This is a genomic window from Klebsiella sp. 54 (assembly GCF_018223875.1).
Classification (GTDB): domain Bacteria; phylum Pseudomonadota; class Gammaproteobacteria; order Enterobacterales; family Enterobacteriaceae; genus Klebsiella; species Klebsiella quasipneumoniae.
In genome coordinates this window covers 446,783-464,446 of record NZ_JAGRRA010000002.1, presented here as the reverse complement: position 1 = coordinate 464,446, position 17,664 = coordinate 446,783, and the positions used below count along the sequence as shown (strand labels likewise).

The 17,664-nt window shown below is 62.6% G+C and carries 14 protein-coding genes; 9 read left to right on the top strand and 5 right to left on the bottom strand.

Going from position 1 to position 17,664, the window contains the following annotated elements; all coding sequences use genetic code 11:
• Positions 1–104 precede the first annotated feature (104 nt).
• The 7 genes from codB (at position 105) to KHQ24_RS03830 (ending at position 8,625) form a co-directional block, all read left to right on the top strand.
• Positions 105–1,367, top strand: a complete 1,263-nt coding sequence (gene codB / locus KHQ24_RS03860; RefSeq protein ID WP_053810651.1) for a cytosine permease — start codon at positions 105–107, stop codon at positions 1,365–1,367.
• Positions 1,364–2,599 (top strand): PucR family transcriptional regulator, encoded by a 1,236-nt coding sequence (locus tag KHQ24_RS03855; RefSeq protein ID WP_004885804.1) that lies wholly within the window; start codon positions 1,364–1,366, stop codon positions 2,597–2,599. Before codB ends, KHQ24_RS03855 begins: the two co-directional genes overlap by 4 nt.
• The gene (gene codA, locus KHQ24_RS03850) at positions 2,596–3,834 is read left to right on the top strand and encodes a cytosine deaminase (protein WP_004885802.1); all 1,239 of its coding nucleotides are present in this window, start codon (positions 2,596–2,598) and stop codon (positions 3,832–3,834) included. Before KHQ24_RS03855 ends, codA begins: the two co-directional genes overlap by 4 nt.
• A gap of 145 nt (positions 3,835–3,979) precedes the next feature.
• A complete protein-coding gene (locus KHQ24_RS03845) occupies positions 3,980–4,930 on the top strand; it encodes a LacI family DNA-binding transcriptional regulator (RefSeq protein WP_074194126.1) in 951 nt (316 codons plus the stop codon).
• A gap of 121 nt (positions 4,931–5,051) precedes the next feature.
• A complete protein-coding gene (locus KHQ24_RS03840) occupies positions 5,052–5,861 on the top strand; it encodes an inositol monophosphatase family protein (RefSeq protein ID WP_017899069.1) in 810 nt (269 codons plus the stop codon).
• Positions 5,862–5,971: 110 nt separating this feature from the next.
• Positions 5,972–7,330 (top strand): MFS transporter, encoded by a 1,359-nt coding sequence (locus tag KHQ24_RS03835; protein WP_023319949.1) that lies wholly within the window; start codon positions 5,972–5,974, stop codon positions 7,328–7,330.
• A gap of 26 nt (positions 7,331–7,356) precedes the next feature.
• Positions 7,357–8,625, top strand: coding sequence for a histidine phosphatase family protein (locus KHQ24_RS03830; RefSeq protein WP_004885793.1), 1,269 nt, complete (start codon positions 7,357–7,359; stop codon positions 8,623–8,625).
• 54 nt (positions 8,626–8,679) lie between these two features.
• Here KHQ24_RS03830 and mtnA read toward each other — a convergent pair whose 3' ends face one another.
• On the bottom strand, positions 8,680–9,708 hold the full coding sequence (gene mtnA / locus KHQ24_RS03825; RefSeq protein ID WP_064187580.1) for an S-methyl-5-thioribose-1-phosphate isomerase: 1,029 nt from the start codon (positions 9,706–9,708) through the stop codon (positions 8,680–8,682).
• A gap of 101 nt (positions 9,709–9,809) precedes the next feature.
• Here mtnA and mtnK point away from each other — a divergent pair, with 101 nt between their 5' ends.
• A complete protein-coding gene (gene mtnK, locus KHQ24_RS03820) occupies positions 9,810–11,009 on the top strand; it encodes an S-methyl-5-thioribose kinase (RefSeq protein ID WP_211774304.1) in 1,200 nt (399 codons plus the stop codon).
• 414 nt (positions 11,010–11,423) lie between these two features.
• Here mtnK and KHQ24_RS03815 read toward each other — a convergent pair whose 3' ends face one another.
• From KHQ24_RS03815 to KHQ24_RS03800, 4 genes are all read right to left on the bottom strand, one after another.
• Positions 11,424–12,665 carry an LVIVD repeat-containing protein gene (locus KHQ24_RS03815; protein WP_004885786.1) on the bottom strand — a complete coding sequence of 414 codons (1,242 nt, stop codon included), beginning with the start codon at positions 12,663–12,665 and terminating at the stop codon, positions 11,424–11,426.
• 129 nt (positions 12,666–12,794) lie between these two features.
• Positions 12,795–13,859, bottom strand: a complete 1,065-nt coding sequence (locus tag KHQ24_RS03810) for a sugar ABC transporter substrate-binding protein (protein ID WP_004885784.1) — start codon at positions 13,857–13,859, stop codon at positions 12,795–12,797.
• Between the two features lie 20 nt (positions 13,860–13,879).
• Complete coding sequence (locus tag KHQ24_RS03805) at positions 13,880–14,878, bottom strand: ABC transporter permease (protein WP_004885781.1); 999 nt, start codon at positions 14,876–14,878, stop codon at positions 13,880–13,882.
• Positions 14,875–16,377 (bottom strand): sugar ABC transporter ATP-binding protein, encoded by a 1,503-nt coding sequence (locus KHQ24_RS03800; protein WP_049004676.1) that lies wholly within the window; start codon positions 16,375–16,377, stop codon positions 14,875–14,877. The genes KHQ24_RS03805 and KHQ24_RS03800 overlap by 4 nt, the downstream gene beginning before the upstream one ends.
• A gap of 163 nt (positions 16,378–16,540) precedes the next feature.
• Here KHQ24_RS03800 and KHQ24_RS03795 point away from each other — a divergent pair, with 163 nt between their 5' ends.
• A complete protein-coding gene (locus KHQ24_RS03795) occupies positions 16,541–17,629 on the top strand; it encodes an oxidoreductase (RefSeq protein WP_004885776.1) in 1,089 nt (362 codons plus the stop codon).
• Positions 17,630–17,664: the final 35 nt, after the last annotated feature.

The following is a 17,664-nucleotide window of genomic DNA, read 5'->3' as shown; positions in this document are numbered from 1 at the left end:
GCACATTGCACACTATGCGCTATTCCTCATGCCCGGTTTTTCCTGGCACATCTCTTGCTACTTCCGGCTATCACCGCCCATCTAACCCAGCCAGAGGTTCCAGGATGTCAAACAGCAATGATTTTCCCCTCGTCGAAGCGCCCACCGCCGGACGTAAAGGCGTATTTTCCATCGCCATGGTGTTATTCAGTTTTACCTTTTTCACCGGCACGATGTTTGCCGGCGGCAAACTCGGCGTCTCCTTTTCCATCGTTAATCTGCTGTGGATAGCCGTCATCGGCAACGCCTTGCTGGCTCTCTATGCCGCATCGCTGGGCTGGATTGCCGCGCGCAGCGGCCTGAATACGGTGCTGATGGGCCGGTTCTGCTTCGGGGAGATCGGCAGCAAGCTGGCCGATTTTATCCTTGGCTTTGCCGAGCTGGGCTGGTACGCCTGGGGGACCGCCACGGTCGCTATCTCGCTGGTGAAGATCCTCGCCCTGCCCGAGGCGCTGACCCAGCCGCTGATGGTGCTGTTTGGCATTCTGTTCTGCGTCACCGCGCTGGTGGGCTACAAGGGGCTGGACGCGCTGTCGCGCCTGTCGGTGCCGCTGATGTTCGTGCTGCTGGTGGTCTCCATGTATCTGGCGCTGCACCACGCCGGCGGCTGGCAGGCGATGACCCGCATTGCGCCGAGCGACACCATGACCTGGTCGGCGGCCATCACCATGGTCTTTGGCACTTTCGCCAGCGGCGCCACCCAGGCGACAAACTGGACCCGGCTGGCCAACTCCAGCCGGACCGCCATTCTCGCCAGCATGGGCAGCTTCCTCATCGGCAACGGGCTGATGATCGTCGCCGGCGCCTGGTGCGCCATCGTTTATCAACAGGCCGATATCGTCGAAGTGCTGATCCTGCAGGGGCTGTCAGTCGCCGCGGTGATCATGCTGTGTCTCAATCTGCTGACCATCCAGGGCCCCACCATCTATAACGTCTCCGCCGCCGCCTGCCATCTGCTGCGCAGCGAACGCCGCCGCACGCTGACCCTCGCCGCCGCCGGGGTGGGCATTGTGCTGGCCATTGGCGGAATGTACGAAATGCTGATCCCGTTCCTTGTGCTGCTGGGCAGCATTATCCCGCCCATCGGCGGGGTGATTCTCGCCGACTACTGGTTCGCCCGCGGCGGGCGCTATCCCCTGCTGCAGAACGCCTGCCTGCCGCGTTTTAACTGGCTGGGACTCGGCGCCTACGCCGCCGGCGCGGTGGTGGCTTATCTGTCACCGTGGATCGCGCCGCTGGTGGGGATCACCGTCTCCGCGCTGGTCTATATCGCCCTGACCATGGTCAGCAAACGTCAGCCTGCCGCCGTCGCGGAGCAAGAGCCATGAGCCTGACGGTCAGCGAACTGCTGGCCCTTGAGGGACTCTCCGCCCTGCGTTTGCGGGCGGGAAAGCAAGGGCTGCAGCGGGCGGTACGCTGGTACTACGTGGCGGAAAATGAGCATATCGCCGAGTGGATCATGGGAGGCGAGCTGGTCTTTATCACCGGCATCAACCATCCCCGGGATGAAGCCAACCTGATCCAGCTGCTGATGGAGGGCAAACAGCGCGGCATCGCCGGGATGGTGATCCTCACCGGCGAGGCCTATATCCACGCCATTCCCGCCACGCTGATCGCCCTTGCCGACGAGCTGGGCATTCCGCTGATCGAGCAGCCCTACCTGCTGAAGATGGTGATTGTCACCGAGCGGGTCGGCACCGCGCTGGTCCGCAGCGAAAACGCCCTGCAGTCGCAGCGCGACATCCTGATGCAGCTGGTCACCGGCGACTATCCGGACCTGCAGATGCTTCACCAGCGCGCCCTCCACCAGCAGCTCGATTTTACCCGCCCACTGCGGCTGGCGGCGCTGCGCCTGGAGGGACTGTCCCGCCTGTTTCGCCAGTTCCCGCCCGAACAGGCCGAAGCCTGGCTGCAGCAGGCCCACCGCAGCGTGCGCCAGCAGCTGCAGCAGCAGCTCAACCAGCAGGGCAACCCCTTCCCGCTTCTGGAACGCAGCAACATGTTCCTTTTCCTGTTGCCGGATGAGGAGGGGGAAGACTTTCAGCAGAAAAAGTGGCTGCAGCAGTGGCTGCAGACGCTGGCGGAGGGGGAAGAGCGTTTGTCGCTGCTCTGCGGCCTCTCGGCGCCGGTCAGGCAGCTGCAGGGCTACCCGCGGGCGTTGTCGCAGGCGCGCCAGGCGCTGGATCTGTGCGATACCCTGCGGCCGACCCAGCGCATCAGCGACTATCAGCAGCTGGGGTTTATCAAACTGCTGTCCGCGGTCAGCGACCCGGCGCTGCTCAACGATTTTATGCACGACACCCTCGGCTGCCTGATCGAGCCAGGCCGTAAAGCGCCGTGGCTGCTGCTGGAGACCCTCGAGACGCTGCTGCAGGAGAACGGCAACGTGGTGCGAGCCGCCGACCGGCTGGGTCTCCATCGCAACACCCTGCACCAGCGCATCCAGCGTATTGAAAAACTGACCGGCTACCCGGTCAGCCACCCTCAGTTTCATCTCAACGCCTCGGTCGCGCTGGTGATCTGGCGTTTATCGCAAAACCATTTACAGGACCAACCATGAAAATTGTTAACGCCCGCCTGCGCCGCCAGGAGGCGCTGTTTACCCTTGAGCTGCAGGACGGCATCATTCGCCGCATGACCGCCCAAACCGCGATGCGGACCGCCGACACCGGGGATATCGACGCCCAGGGTCGGCTGGCGATCCCGCCCTTCGTCGAGCCGCATATCCATCTTGACGCCACCCTTACCGCAGGCGAGCCGGAGTGGAACCGCAGCGGCACCCTGTTTGAAGGCATCACCCGCTGGAGCCAGCGCAAAGCGAGCATTACCCCGGAGGACACCCGCCAGCGGGCGCTGAAAACCATCGGCATGCTGCGCGATTTCGGCGTTCAGCACGTCCGGACCCATGTGGATGTCACCGACCCGTCGCTGGCGGCCCTGCAGGCGCTGCTGGCGGTGAAACAAGAGGCCGCCGATCTCATCGATCTACAGATTGTCGCCTTTCCGCAGGAGGGGATCGAATCGTATCCCAACGGCCGGGAGCTGATGACGCGCGCCATCGAGATGGGCGCCGACGTGGTGGGCGGCATTCCGCACTATGAGAATACCCGCGACAAAGGGGTCAGCTCGGTGATGTTTTTGATGGACCTCGCCCAGCGCTACGGCCGCCTGGTGGATGTCCACTGCGATGAAATCGACGATCCGCAGTCGCGTTTCCTCGAAGTGCTGGCGGAAGAGGCCCGGGTGCGCGGTATGGGGGCGCAGGTCACCGCCAGCCACACCTGCGCGATGGGCTCTTATGATAACGCCTACTGTTCGAAGCTGTTTCGCCTGCTGAAAGCCTCGGGGATCAACTTTATCTCCTGCCCGACCGAAAGCATTCATCTGCAGGGCCGGTTTGACAGCTGGCCGAAACGGCGCGGCGTCACCCGGGTGGCGGAGCTGGATCGCGCCGGCATCAACGTCTGCTTTGCTCAGGACTCGATTCAGGATCCGTGGTATCCGCTGGGGAATGGCAATATCCTGCGCATTCTGGATGCCGGACTGCACATCTGCCATATGCTCGGCTATGACGATCTACAGCGCTGTCTCGACTTCGTCACCGACAACAGCGCCCGGGCGCTTTGTCTGGGCGATAACTACGGCCTCGCCGAAGGCCGCCCGGCTAACCTGTTGATCCTCGATGCGGAAAACGACTACGAGGCCGTCCGCCGCCAGGCGCGGGTGCTGACCTCCATTCGCCACGGCAAGGTGATTTTGCAGCGTGAGGTGGAGCACATCCGCTATCCGGCATAAGGCGCAAGGCGCTGCGCGTCGGCGCCTTTCTGTGATACCTTTTCAGGCAGTGTGCGTGACCGACGCCCGTCCGGGCGTTGGCTTCCTGGAAAACAGACGGCGCGAAACGACGATGAGCGATAAAAAATGGATTAAGGCCGAGGACGTGGCCAGACTGGCCGGGGTCTCGCGCTCGGCGGTCTCCCGCACCTTCACCCCCGGCGCCTCGGTGTCGGAGAAGACCCGGCAGAAGGTGCTGAACGCCGCGGAAGCTCTGGGCTATCAGGTGAATATCATCGCCCGGACGATGATCACCGGCAGCAGTAATTTTATCGGCATCGTCACCGCCGGTTTCGACAATCCGTTTCGCAGCAAACTGCTGGCGCCGCTGGTCCATCAGCTGGCGCTCAACGGCTTTATGCCGCTGCTGATGAACGCTGACGATCCGCAGCAGCTCGCCCCTTCGCTTAAGCAGCTGCTGAGCTACCACGTCGCCGGGGTGATCATCACCTCCGGCGCGCCGCCGCTGTCGCTGGCGGAAGAGTATCTGGAGCGCAAGATCCCCGTCACCCTGATCAACCGTCATGCGGATCTCGCCGGCTGCGACCGGGTGTGCAGCGATAACGCCCAGGGGGCGAAGCTGGTGGCGGACTTGTTCAGTCGTCGAGGCTGGCGGCAGGTTGGCTTTATAGGCGAAAATCGCGAGAACTTCAGCACCCGCCAGCGTTATGACGCTTTCATCGCGCAGACGTCGGGCATGACGGTGACCAGCCGCTTCTGCGACGGCGGCGGCTATCAGGCTGGCTACCAGGCTGCCAGAGAAATCGTTGCTGAAAACCCCGGGGTGCAAGCGCTGTTTTGCGCTACCGATATGCTGGCGCTGGGCGCCCAGGACGGCCTGCGGGACGCCGCTGCCCCGCTGCCGGCCATCGTCGGCTTTGACGATATCCCGCAGGCGGACTGGCAACCCTACCAGCTTACCACCATTCAGCAGAATACCGCCCTGCTGGCCCACCACGCGGTGGATCTGTTAATGACGCGGATCGCCCGCTTCAGCCTGCCCTCGCGCCATCGCGAAGTGCCGGTGAAATTAATTATTCGTCAAAGTGCGAAATGAAAAAATCATTTTATGCTGGAGCGATCACAGAATCTTCTGCGAAACCCGGCCACACTCATTCGGCCCTTCGGGGCTGTTTTTTTCACGCAAAATGCACACGTGTGCAAAATAGGGAGTCAATATGCAATCTCAGGAATCAGAAGCGCTACAGGCCCGCTACCGCCTGGCCTGCGAGCTGGCGAAAGCAGGGGCTGAGCTGGCGTTTGAATACTATCAGCAACGCGAAGCGCTGACCGTCGACCATAAAGGCGACGACCTGCAGGACGTGGTCAGCGTGGCCGATAAGCGGGTGGAGGCCTTTGTGAAACAGCGTATTCAGAGCGCGTTTCCGGAGGATGGCTTTCTCGGCGAAGAGAGCGGCGCCCGCCTGCCCGACGCGCAAGTGCTGTGGGTGGTCGACCCCATCGATGGCACCAGCTGTTTCCTCAACGGCCTGCACACCTGGTGCCTGTCGCTGGCGATCGTCGCCGACGGCGAACCGGTCATCGGCGTGGTCTACGACCCCAACCATCGCGAGCTGTTTCACGCCCTGCGGGGTCATGGCGCCTGGCTCAATGACGCCCCGATCCGTCCGCACCCCGCGGCGACGGTCAGGGAGGGAGTGATGGGCGTCGGCACCTCGCATCGCGTCACCCCGGCGGACTTTCTGCCGTTTCTGCAGGCGCTGCTCAGCGACGGCGGCATGTTTATCCGCAACGGCTCCGGCGCGCTGATGAGCGCCTGGGCGGCGGCAGGCCGGTTGATTGGCTACTACGAGCCGCACATGAACCCGTGGGACGCCCTGCCGGGGCTGGTGCTGATGCGCGAAGCGGGCGGCGCCAGCAACGATTTTCTGGCGCAGGAGGGGATCCAGCGCGGCAACCCGCTGCTGCTGGCCAGCTCAACGCTCTACCCGCAGCTGAAAAAGATGATCCCACAACCATTACATTAACCCTTACGGGTCAGGCTATTTCTGATTATGTACTCTACACAGTAACGATAACTTCATTCACGGACGAACCACATCAATCAGTCAGGCCTCCGACCTGCGGAGAACCACCTATGTCTGGAATTATCGCTTTTTTCCGGGCGTCGCCGCCGAAAGCGGGCGCCGCGTTTGATGAACAGCGTTTTCGCCGGGTGCGCTGGCAAACCTTTATCGCCATGACCCTGGCTTACGTCACCTTTTACGTCTGCCGGTTATCCTTCACCGTCGCCAAAAGCGCGCTGGTGGAGTTGGGGATCACCCCGACGGAGCTCGGCATGATCGGCTCCACTCTGTTCTTCAGCTACGCCATCGGCAAGCTGGTCAATGGCTTTATCGCCGATCACGCCAACGTGGTGCGCTATATGAGCCTCGGTTTATTGCTCAGCGCCGGGATGAACCTGATGATGGGGATGACCACCAACGCCCTGCTGCTGGCCATCTTCTGGGGGATCAACGGCTGGGCGCAGTCGATGGGCGTCGGCCCCTGCGCGGTCTCGCTGGCGCGCTGGTACGGCGTTAAAGAGCGCGGCACCTTCTATGGCATCTGGTCGACGGCGCATAATATCGGCGAGGCCGTCACCTATATGGTGATCGCCGCGGTGATCGCCGGGTTTGGCTGGCAGATGGGCTACCTGTCCACCGCCGCGCTCGGCGCCGCCGGCGTGGTGCTGTTGGTGCTGTTCATGCACGATTCGCCGCAGAGCAGCGGCTTCCCGTCCATCAACGTCATCCGCGATGAACCGCAGGAGGAGGTCGAAGCCCGCGGCTCGGTGTTTAAAAACCAGCTGCTGGCGCTGCGCAACCCGGCGCTGTGGACCCTCGCCCTCGCCTCCGCCTTTATGTACATCGACCGCTACGCCGTCAACTCCTGGGGGATCTTCTTCCTCGAGCAGGATAAAGCCTATTCCACGCTGGAGGCATCCGGGATTATCGGCGTCAACGCCATCGCCGGCATCGCCGGGACCATCATTGCCGGCATGCTCTCCGACCGCTTTTTCCCGCGCAACCGCAGCGTGATGGCCGGCTTTATCAGCCTGCTGAACACCGCCGGCTTCGCCCTGATGCTCTGGTCGCCGCACAATTATTACACTGATATTCTGGCGATGATTATCTTCGGGGCCACCATTGGCGCTCTGACCTGCTTCCTCGGCGGGCTGATCGCCGTCGATATCTCCTCGCGCAAAGCGGCGGGGGCCGCGCTCGGCACCATCGGCATCGCCAGCTACGCCGGCGCCGGCCTGGGCGAGTTTCTCACCGGGATCATTATTGATAAAACAGCTATCCTTGAGAACGGCAAAACGCTGTATGATTTCAGCACGTTGGCGCTGTTCTGGGTGGGTACCGGTCTGGGTTCCGCGCTACTCTGTTTTACCACTGCCGCCATCGTCGCCCGGCGCCATGCCGTCGAACGGCAGACCTCGTTCTCCTCATAACCGATTAACGAATTAAGGAAGAAGATATGATGCCTGCAAGACATCAGGGGCTGTTACGCCTGTTTATCGCCTGCGCGCTGCCGCTGCTGGCGCTGCAATCAGCCGCCGCCGCAGACTGGCAGCTGGAAAAAGTGGTGGAGCTTAGCCGCCACGGCATTCGTCCGCCGACGGCCGGCAACCGGGAAGCCATCGAGGCCGCCACCGGACGCCCATGGACCGAGTGGACCACCCATGACGGCGAGCTCACCGGTCATGGCTATGCCGCCGTGGTCAACAAAGGGCGTGAGGAAGGCCAGCACTATCGCCAGCTCGGCCTGCTGCAGGCGGGATGCCCGACGGCGGAGTCGATTTACGTGCGCGCCAGTCCGCTGCAGCGGACGCGGGCGACCGCCCAGGCGCTGGTGGATGGCGCCTTCCCCGGCTGTGGCGTCGCTATCCATTACGTCAGCGGGGATGCCGATCCGCTGTTTCAGACCGACAAGTTCGCCGCCACGCAAACCGACCCCGCCCGCCAGCTGGCGGCGGTGAAAGAGAAGGCCGGGGATCTGGCGCAGCGTCGGCAGGCGCTGGCGCCGACTATCCAGCTATTGAAACAGGCGGTTTGCCAGGCCGATAAGCCCTGCCCTATCTTCGATACCCCATGGCAGGTCGAGCAGAGCAAAAGCGGGAAGACCACTATTAGCGGACTGAGCGTGATGGCCAATATGGTGGAAACGCTGCGTCTCGGCTGGAGTGAAAACCTGCCTCTCAGCCAGCTGGCGTGGGGCAAGATCGCCCAGGCCAGTCAGATCACGGCCCTGCTGCCGCTGTTAACGGAAAACTACGATCTGAGTAACGACGTGCTGTATACCGCGCAAAAACGCGGGTCGGTGCTGCTCAACGCCATGCTCGACGGCGTCAAACCAGAGGCGAGTCCGAACGTACGCTGGCTGCTGCTGGTGGCGCATGACACCAACATCGCCATGGTGCGCACGCTGATGAACTTTAGCTGGCAGCTGCCGGGCTACAGCCGGGGGAATATCCCGCCGGGCAGTAGCCTGGTGCTGGAGCGCTGGCGCGACGCGAAGAGCGGGGAACGCTATCTGCGGGTCTATTTCCAGGCGCAAGGCCTCGACGACCTGCGTCGTCTGCAGACGCCGGACGCGCAGCACCCGATGCTGCGTCAGGAGTGGCGTCAGCCGGGCTGCCGTCAGACCGACGTCGGTACGCTGTGCCCCTTCCAGGCGGCCATCACCGCGCTGGGTCAGCGTATCGATCGGCCCTCCGCCCCGACGGTAGCGATGGTCCTGCCGTAGCGGCGTTTGCCGGGCCCGGGAAAGCCGTTTTTTCCAGGCCCGGCACGGCGTCCGTTATCCGTTATCCGGCGCAAACGCCCCGGCGGAGACCTGCGCCGGGGTGACCACCCCGCTGTCCAGCACCCAGCCGTTTATCAGCCCAGCAGGCGTGACATCGAACGCCGGATTGTACACGGCGGCCCCGGTCGGCGCCCACTGTACCGCGCCAAAGCTGCCCGCCACTCCGGTCACTTCGGCCGCGGCGCGCTGCTCAATGGGAATGGCCGCCCCGTTCGGGCAATGGCGGTCGAGGGTCGTCTGCGGCGCAGCGACATAAAACGGGATCTGGTGGTAATGGGCCAATACCGCCAGGGAATAGGTGCCGATTTTATTCGCCACGTCGCCGTTGGCGGCGATGCGGTCGGCGCCGACCCACACCGCATCCACCTTCCCTTGCGCCATCAGGCTGGCGGCCATTGAATCGGCGATCAGCTGATAGGGCACGCCCAGCTCGCCCAGCTCCCAGGCGGTTAAACGACCGCCCTGCAGCAGCGGCCGGGTTTCATCGACCCACACGCTGGCCACTTTTCCCTGCTGATGCGCCAGCGCAATGACCCCCAGGGCGGTACCTACCCCGGCGGTCGCCAGGCCACCGGTGTTGCAGTGGGTCAGCAATCGACTGTCGGGCTTCACCAGCGCACTGCCCGCCTCAGCGATGCGGTCGCACAGCTGTTTATCTTCTTCGACCAGACGCAAGGCTTCCGCTTCCAGCGCCTGCGGATAATCCTCCCGGGCCAGCACCTGCTTCATGCGATCCAGATTATTCATCAGGTTGACCGCCGTCGGCCGCGCCGCGCGCAGCGTCTCCAGCGCCAGCTGGAGTTCATCCCGGCACAGGCCGCGCTGGGCCAGCAGGGCCAGCAGCAGGCTGGCGGACAGGCCAATCAACGGCGCGCCGCGCACCCGCAGGGCGTGAATATGGTCCACCAGCAGCGCAACGTTATCCGCCGCCAGCCAGCGTTTTTCCTGCGGCAAGGCCTGCTGGTCGAGAATAAAAAGCTGATTTTCACTCACCCGCAGGCTGGTGGTCTGTAATGTCTGCATGTCGTTAAATCCCTGTTGCGTTGTTGTATCACATTGTGTCAGGATGGAATCCAGAAGTATAGACGTCTGAACGGCTTAATCAGAATTCGAGGATCGAGGCAATGTCGCAATACCATACCTTCACCGCCCATGACGCCGTGGCTTACGCGCAGCAGTTCGCCGGCATCGACAACCCATCTGAGCTGGTCAGCGCGCAGGAAGTGGGCGATGGCAACCTCAATCTGGTGTTTAAAGTGTTCGATCGCCAGGGCGTCAGCCGGGCGATCGTCAAACAGGCCCTGCCCTACGTGCGCTGCGTCGGCGAATCCTGGCCGCTGACCCTCGACCGCGCCCGTCTCGAAGCGCAGACCCTGGTCGCCCACTATCAGCACAGCCCGCAGCACACGGTAAAAATCCATCACTTTGATCCCGAGCTGGCGGTGATGGTGATGGAAGATCTTTCCGACCACCGCATCTGGCGCGGGGAGCTTATCGCTAACGTCTACTACCCTCAGGCGGCCCGCCAGCTTGGCGACTATCTGGCGCAGGTGCTGTTTCACACCAGCGATTTCTATCTTCATCCCCACGAGAAAAAAGCGCAGATAGCGCAGTTTATTAACCCGGCGATGTGCGAGATCACCGAGGATCTGTTCTTTAACGACCCGTATCAGATCCACGAGCGCAATAACTACCCGGCGGAGCTGGAGGCCGATGTCGCCGCCCTGCGCGACGACGCCCAGCTTAAGCTGGCGGTGGCGGCGCTGAAGCACCGTTTCTTTGCCCATGCGGAAGCGCTGCTGCACGGCGATATCCACAGCGGGTCGATCTTCGTTGCCGAAGGCAGCCTGAAGGCCATCGACGCCGAGTTCGGCTACTTCGGCCCCATCGGCTTCGATATCGGCACCGCCATCGGCAACCTGCTGCTGAACTACTGCGGCCTGCCGGGCCAGCTCGGCATTCGCGATGCCGCCGCCGCGCGCGAGCAGCGGCTGAACGACATCCACCAACTGTGGACCACCTTTGCCGAGCGCTTCCAGGCGCTGGCGGCGGAGAAAACCCGCGACGCGGCGCTGGCTTACCCCGGCTATGCCTCCGCCTTTCTGAAAAAGGTGTGGGCGGACGCGGTCGGCTTCTGCGGCAGCGAACTGATCCGCCGCAGCGTCGGACTGTCGCACGTCGCGGATATCGACACTATCCAGGACGACGCCATGCGTCATGAGTGCCTGCGCCACGCCATTACCCTCGGCAGAGCGCTGATCGTGCTGGCCGAGCGTATCGACAGCGTCGACGAGCTGCTGGCGCGGGTGCGCCAGTACAGCTGAGTGCGGCCTGTTTTCCCTCACCCCGGCCCTCTCCCACAGGGAGAGGGAGCAAGCCCTAAAAAAGTGCAATTTTCTGGGATTGCCCGGCGGCGCTGCGCTTGCGCGGGCCTACAGATAACCGCATAACGGTTTGATGTTGCAGTCTTTCGTAGGCCGGGTAAGGCGAAAGCCGCCACCCGGCAGAAATGCGGGCACAATTTTGCTTTTACCTTGTCCTCACCCCGGCCCTCTCCCACAGGGAGAGGGAGCAAGCCCTAAAAAGTGCAATTTTCTGAGATTGCCCGGCGGCGCTACGCTTGCGCGGGCCTACAGATAACCGCATAACGATTTGATCTTGCAGTCTTTCGTAGGCCGGGTAAGGCGAAAGCCGCCACCCGGCAGAAATGCAAGCACAATTTTGCTTTTACCTTGCCCTCACCCCAGATACTCAATCACCGACAGCCCGCCGTTGTAATCGGTGCTGTAGATAATTCCCTGGGCATCGACAAACACGTCACAGGACTGGATCACCCGCGGGCGGCCGGGACGGGTATCCATCATTCTCTCAGGAGCAGCCGGCACCAGCGCCCCGGTCTCCAGCGGGCGATAAGGATTAGAAATGTCGTACGCCCGCACGCCGGCATTCTGATACGTGGCGAAGATAAGCGTTGAGCTGACAAAGCTCCCCGGCCGGTTCTCATGCAGATTGTGCGGGCCAAAATGCGCCCCTTTCGCCACATAGTCGATTTCATCCGGCTGTGGGAAAGTTGAGATACTCACCGGGTTCGCCGGCTCGCGGATATCAAACAGCCAGATCAGCTTCTCGCCGTCCTCCTGGTTGTCGAGCACCGCTTCATCCAGCACCACCAGCAGATCGCGATCCGGCAGCGGCAGCGCGGTATGCGTTCCGCCGCCAAACGGCGGGCTCCAGTTGCGATGGCTAATCAGCGTCGGCTGAGTTCGGTCTTTGACGTCCAGCAGCGTCAGGCCGCCGTCGCGCCAGCTGCCGTAGGCGGTATCCCCGGCAATAATGGCGTGGTGCAGCGCGTAGCGTTTGCCCTGCGGCCAGTCCGGTGTTTCGCCGCCTGCCTGGTGCATCCCCGGCAGCCACCAGCGCCCGGCAACCTGCGGTTTACGCGGATCGGCCAGATCGATGGTCAGGAAGATGTAGTCGGTAAAACCGTCGATCAGCGCGGACACGTACGCCCAGCGGCCGCCGACGTACCAGATGCGGTGAATACCGATGCCATTAAGCGACAGAAAGCCAATTTCACGCGGCTTATCCGGCGTGGAGATATCAAACACGCGCAGCCCGGCGCTCCAGCCTTTGTCCTGCACATCGCTGACTGTGTCACCCACCGATCGGGTGTAGTACACCTTCTCATCGGCAAAACGGGCGTCGGCAAACAGGTCCCGGGCGTTGATCACCAGCAGCAGATCGTCATGCGCCTGGAGGTGCACGTTCCAGGTGCCCGAGGGCGCGGCAATATAGTTGACCGTAGTGGGCCGGGTCGGATCGCGAACATCGACCACGGAAAAGCCCTGCGACACCATATGGCCGATATAGGCGAATCCGCGGTGCACCATCAGCTGCACGCCGTCCGGACGACCGCCCTGGTCGCTATGGCCAATCAGCCGCATATTGCGGCTGTATTCGGGGGAAGGTAATGCTGACATAGTGAATTCCTTTCGCCCGGTGGCGCTGCGCTTACCGGGCCTACGAGTGCAGTTGGTTTTCCCCCTCTCCCTGCGGGAGAGGGCCGGGGTGAGGGCCACCATGCCGCCCCGCCGCCACCCGGCTTCGTTTTATTTGTTTTTCGCTTCCAGCGTCGCGAACCACGGCGCGATAAAGTCTTCCGTCTGGCCCCAGCCCGGAATGATTTTCCCCAGCGACGCCACATTCACCGCCCCCGGCTGGGCCGCCAGCAGCGCCTGCGGGATCGCCGCCGCCTTGAAGTCGTAGGTGGCTGGCGTCGGCTCGCCGGCGATCTTATTGGCGATCAGCCGCACGTTGGTCGCGCCGATAAGCTTCGGATCCACCGCCACGCTCACCTTCCACGGGCTGCCGGCTTCGCGCATCAGTTGCAGATCCTGGTTGGAAATATCAATACTGTAGAGTTTGATCTCGGTGCGGCCGTTCTCTTTCAGCGCTTTATAGGCTCCCTGGCTGAAGGCATCCCAGGTGCCCCAGATAGCGTCGATTTTCCCTTTCGGATACTTGGCGAGGATCGCCCCCACCTTGTTGGCGGTGTCGCCCTGCACATCGGACGAAACGGCGCCGATCGACTCCAGCTCTTTAATTCCCGGGTTTTGCTTCAGCAGCGTCTGGTAAGCCGCCTGACGGCGCTCCATCGGCGGGAAGCCCGCCACCCACAGCTTGACGATGTTGGCCTTGCCGTTGAAGTCTTTCACCAGCTGGCCAAAGGAGAGCTCGGTCAGTGAGGCGTCATCCTGCTGGCTGACCGTCACTCCGGGGATCTCGCCGCTCACCGCGGTATCGAACACCGCCACTTTGATCCCGGCGTCCACCGCCTTCTTCACCAGGGCCGTCGAATAGGGGTCACGCCCCTGGGAGAGAATAATGCCATCGTATTTCTGGCTGATGGCCTGGTTGACGAAGTCCTGGAACTTGGCGTCATCGCCGTTACTCAGGAAGGTGCTGATTTTGAAACCGAGCTTTTTGCCTTCCTGCAGCGCCCCGGCGACAAACTGGGTGGTGTTATCGTCAGACCCCAGGTTGCGGATCACGGCAATGCGGATCGGGCCGTTGTGTTCGGCAATGGCCGCCGGCACCGGCGTCGGGGCGGTGGCCAGCGCCGCCGTCGACTGCAGCAGACCCAGCGTAATGAGAGAGAGTGCGATCTTTTTCATGCGGTTTACCCTGTAAAATGTTAAGTACGGCGCTGAAAATAGGTCAGTGCCAGCGCGCCAGCCAGTACCAGCCCTTTAATAATGTCCATCGCGTAATACGGCACCGAGAGCATCACCAGGCCGTTGGAGAGCACGCCGAGGATCACCGCCCCCACCAGCGTCCCAAGGGCGTTCGGTTTCCCGGAACCGGCCAGCGAAAAGCCGATCCAGGCCGCCGCCACCGCGTCCATCAGATAGCCGCCGCCGGCATTAACCTGCGAGGATCCGATGCGCGAGGCCAGCAGAATGCCGCCCAGCCCGGCCAGCAGCGAAGCAATCACATACGCCGCCACTTTATAACGCGTGATCCGCAGGCCGGAGAGCCTCGCCGCCTCCGGGTTGCCGCCGATGGCGTACATCCGCCGGCCGTGGGTGGTGAACGACAGCGCCAGCTGGGCGACCAGCGTTACCACCAGCATGATGATGACGATTGTCGGCACCTGGCCCAGGGCGCCAAACGCCGCCGGGATGGTGCCTTCCGCCATCTCGCCGCTCGGCAGCACCATGTTTTCGGTAATCGACCCGCCGTAGCTGTAGGTCATCGCCACCCCCTGAATCACAAACAGGCTGGCCAGGGTGGCGAGCATGTCGGGGATGCGCAGCACCACGATCAGAAAGGCGTTAAACAGCCCTACCAGAGTGCAGAGCACGAGGGTGATCAGGATTGCTTCGGTGGTCCCCAGGCCATGCCAGACGAACAGGGAGATCACCAGGGCGTTGGCCAGCGATGCCGTCGATCCGACGGACAGATCGAAGCCGCCGATGGTGAGGGAAATCGACACCCCAATGGCAATCACCGTCACGATGGCAATCGAGCGCAGAATGTTGATGATGTTGAACGGGTCAAGGAAATTGTCCGAGGCGAGGCCAAAGACCGCCACCAGCAGCACCACGGTCAGCAACATGCCCCACTTGTAGAGAAAATCAAAAAATCGCTGACGGCCCGATACCGTCGCGTTCACTGCCAGGGCCTTGCTCACGCTGCCGCTCCTCCGGTTGAATAATAAAGCAGTGTCTCTTCCCGGGCTTCCGCGCCGGGGATCTCCGCCACGATCCGTCCGTCCCACAGTACGCAGATGCGGTCGCATAAACCGACCAGCTCGGCGAATTCACCCGAGGCATAAATCACCCCTTTGCCTTCGCGCGCCAGACCATCGATCAGCATGAACAGATCGGTTTTCGCTTTCACATCGACCCCTTTGGTCGGTTCGTCAAAAATCAAAACATTGGCATGACTGCGCAGCCATTTGCCAATGGCCACCTTCTGCTGATTGCCGCCGGAAAGACGGCGCAGCGTCTGACCGGGACCGGTGGCGCGCACGCCGAGGCGGGCAATCACCTCCTCCGCCCAGCGCCAGGCCTGCCGATGGCCGAACAGGCTCCAGCGCGAAAAGTGGTTATCGGCGCTGACCGCCAGGTTCATCGCGATCGGCTCTTCGATGAAAATGCCCTCTTTGCGCCGCTCCTCCGGGACCAGCGCCAGGCCGCGCCCTACCGAATCGGCCGGATCGCGCGGCCGCCACGGCTGGCCGTTCAGCTCGCCGCGCTGTACCCGGCTTTTGCTGGCGCCGAACAGCGCTTTGCACAGCTCAGTTTTGCCCGCGCCGGCCAGCCCAGCGATACCAAGAATTTCCCCCTTGCGCAGGCGCAGCGAGATATCCTGCAGCAGCGCCTCATCGTGCAGCCCTTCTACCTGCAGCAGCACTTCTTCACCGTGCGGCGGTCGCGGCGGCGGGAAGATATCGCTCAGCTCGTGGCCCAGCATCTTTTCGACAATCTGTTCCCCGCTCAGCGGCGCCATCGGGCCGCTCTCAATCAACCGCCCGTCACGCAGCACCGTCAGGGTGTCGCAGATCGCCTTCAGCTCGTGAATACGGTGCGAAATAAACACCACCCCGATCCCCTGCTGCTGCAGACGGCGCACCACCGCAAACAGGCGTTCGCTTTCATGCTGATCCAGCGGCGCGGTGGGTTCATCCAGAATCAAAAAGCGGCAATGGTGCGACAGGGCGCGGGCCAGCAGGATCTGCTGTTTTTCAGCAAGGGTGCAGCTATCAATAGAGCGCCTGACGTCCAGCGCCACGTCCAGCTGCGCCAGCGCCTCGCGCGCCAGCTGCCGAACCCGCGCCCAGCGGAAGGTCGTCCCCGGCTCAGCCAGCCTGTCCAGCATGATGTTTTCGGCAATGCTCAGGCCCGGCACCAGCGCCACGTCCACCTCCTGCTGCACCAGGTGGATCCCCAGCTGTTTGGCATCCCGCGGCGAACGAATGGTGACCGGCTGGTTGTTGATCGTCACCTCGCCTTCATAGTGGGCGTGGGTGCCGCACAACACGGCCATCAGCGTCGACTTACCCGCGCCGTTGGCGCCGGTCAGGGCATGCACCGACCCGCCATAAAGGGTGAAGGCCACCTTGTTCAGCGCCTGAAAGCCGGAGAAGGCCAGGCTAATGTTATGCATCTCAAGGCGATTCGCGCTCATCACTGCTCCCGTGCGGCAATTAATCTTCTGATTTAACGAATTTTTCATAGCCGCCGCTGGCTGACAACTGCGTAAAAAGCATAAGATACAACGAAATAATATTAGCCATCTGGATGTCCAGACATAACATCAGGTTAGCCCAACACCAATAAGGACAGCACCCATGAGCAACAGCGATATCCGCGTCGTGCCCGGCCCGGCCAACTATTTCTCCCATTCTGGCAGCCTTGAGCGGCTGAGCGATTTTTTTAACGCCGACCAGTTGTCGCGGGCGGTGTGGGTCTATGGCGAGCGCGCCCTGGCCGGCGCCGAGCCTTTTCTGCCGGCGGCCTTCCACTTGCCGGAAGCGAAAAAGATCCGCTTTACCGGCCACTGCAGCGAACGCGACGTGGCGGGGCTGGTGCAGGCCTCAGGTGACGATCGAGCGGTAGTGATTGGCGTCGGCGGCGGCGCGCTGCTCGACAGCGCAAAAGTGCTGGCCCGCCGCCTGGGGGTTCCGCTGGTGGCCATCCCGACCATCGCCGCCACCTGCGCGGCGTGGACGCCGCTGTCGGTGTGGTACAGCGACGCCGGACAGGCGCTGAATTTTGAGATGTTCGATGACGCGAATTTCCTGGTGCTGGTCGAGCCGCGCATCATTCTCAACGCCCCGGCGGAGTACCTGCTGGCGGGCATTGGCGACACCTTAGCCAAATGGTATGAGGCCGTGGTACTGGCGCCGCAGCCGGAGGCTCTGCCGCTCACCGTGCGGCTGGGGATTAACGGCGCGCTGGCGATCCGCGACGTGCTGCTGGACAGCAGCGAAACGGCGCTGGCGGACCAGCGCCGCGGCGAGCTGACCCAGGCGTTTCGCGATGTGGTGGATGCAGTTATCGCTGGCGGCGGGATGGTTGGCGGGCTGGGGGAACGCTACACCCGGGTCGCCGCCGCCCATGCGGTGCACAACGGGCTGACGGTGCTGCCGCAGACGGATAAATTCCTCCATGGCACCAAGGTGGCCTACGGCATTCTGGTGCAAAGCGCCCTGCTCGGTCAGGATGAGGTATTGGCGCAGCTGGTGCAGGCCTGGCAGCGCTTTAACCTGCCGGCGACGCTGGCGGCGCTGGAGGTTGATATCAATAACCGCGCAGAGCTTGACCGGGTCATTGCCCATACCCTGCGCCCGGGCGAGTCGATTCATTATTTACCGGTGACCTTAACCCCTGGGGTTCTGCGCGCGGCGTTTGAGAAGGTGGAATACTTCAGCCGTTAATCACCCCGACCGTCTATACCTAATGATGATGCTCA

Excerpts from the sequence above, each read along its gene's own strand:
- codB (WP_053810651.1), top strand. The coding sequence starts at position 105 with ATGTCAAACAGCAATGATTTTCCCCTCGTCGAAGCGCCCACCGCCGGA.
- KHQ24_RS03855 (WP_004885804.1), top strand. The coding sequence starts at position 1,364 with ATGAGCCTGACGGTCAGCGAACTGCTGGCCCTTGAGGGACTCTCCGCC.
- codA (WP_004885802.1), top strand. The coding sequence starts at position 2,596 with ATGAAAATTGTTAACGCCCGCCTGCGCCGCCAGGAGGCGCTGTTTACC.
- KHQ24_RS03840 (WP_017899069.1), top strand. The coding sequence starts at position 5,052 with ATGCAATCTCAGGAATCAGAAGCGCTACAGGCCCGCTACCGCCTGGCC.
- KHQ24_RS03835 (WP_023319949.1), top strand. The coding sequence starts at position 5,972 with ATGTCTGGAATTATCGCTTTTTTCCGGGCGTCGCCGCCGAAAGCGGGC.
- KHQ24_RS03830 (WP_004885793.1), top strand. The coding sequence starts at position 7,357 with ATGATGCCTGCAAGACATCAGGGGCTGTTACGCCTGTTTATCGCCTGC.
- mtnA (WP_064187580.1), bottom strand. The coding sequence starts at position 9,708 with ATGCAGACATTACAGACCACCAGCCTGCGGGTGAGTGAAAATCAGCTT.
- mtnK (WP_211774304.1), top strand. The coding sequence starts at position 9,810 with ATGTCGCAATACCATACCTTCACCGCCCATGACGCCGTGGCTTACGCG.
- KHQ24_RS03815 (WP_004885786.1), bottom strand. The coding sequence starts at position 12,665 with ATGTCAGCATTACCTTCCCCCGAATACAGCCGCAATATGCGGCTGATT.
- KHQ24_RS03810 (WP_004885784.1), bottom strand. The coding sequence starts at position 13,859 with ATGAAAAAGATCGCACTCTCTCTCATTACGCTGGGTCTGCTGCAGTCG.
- KHQ24_RS03800 (WP_049004676.1), bottom strand. The coding sequence starts at position 16,377 with ATGAGCGCGAATCGCCTTGAGATGCATAACATTAGCCTGGCCTTCTCC.
- KHQ24_RS03795 (WP_004885776.1), top strand. The coding sequence starts at position 16,541 with ATGAGCAACAGCGATATCCGCGTCGTGCCCGGCCCGGCCAACTATTTC.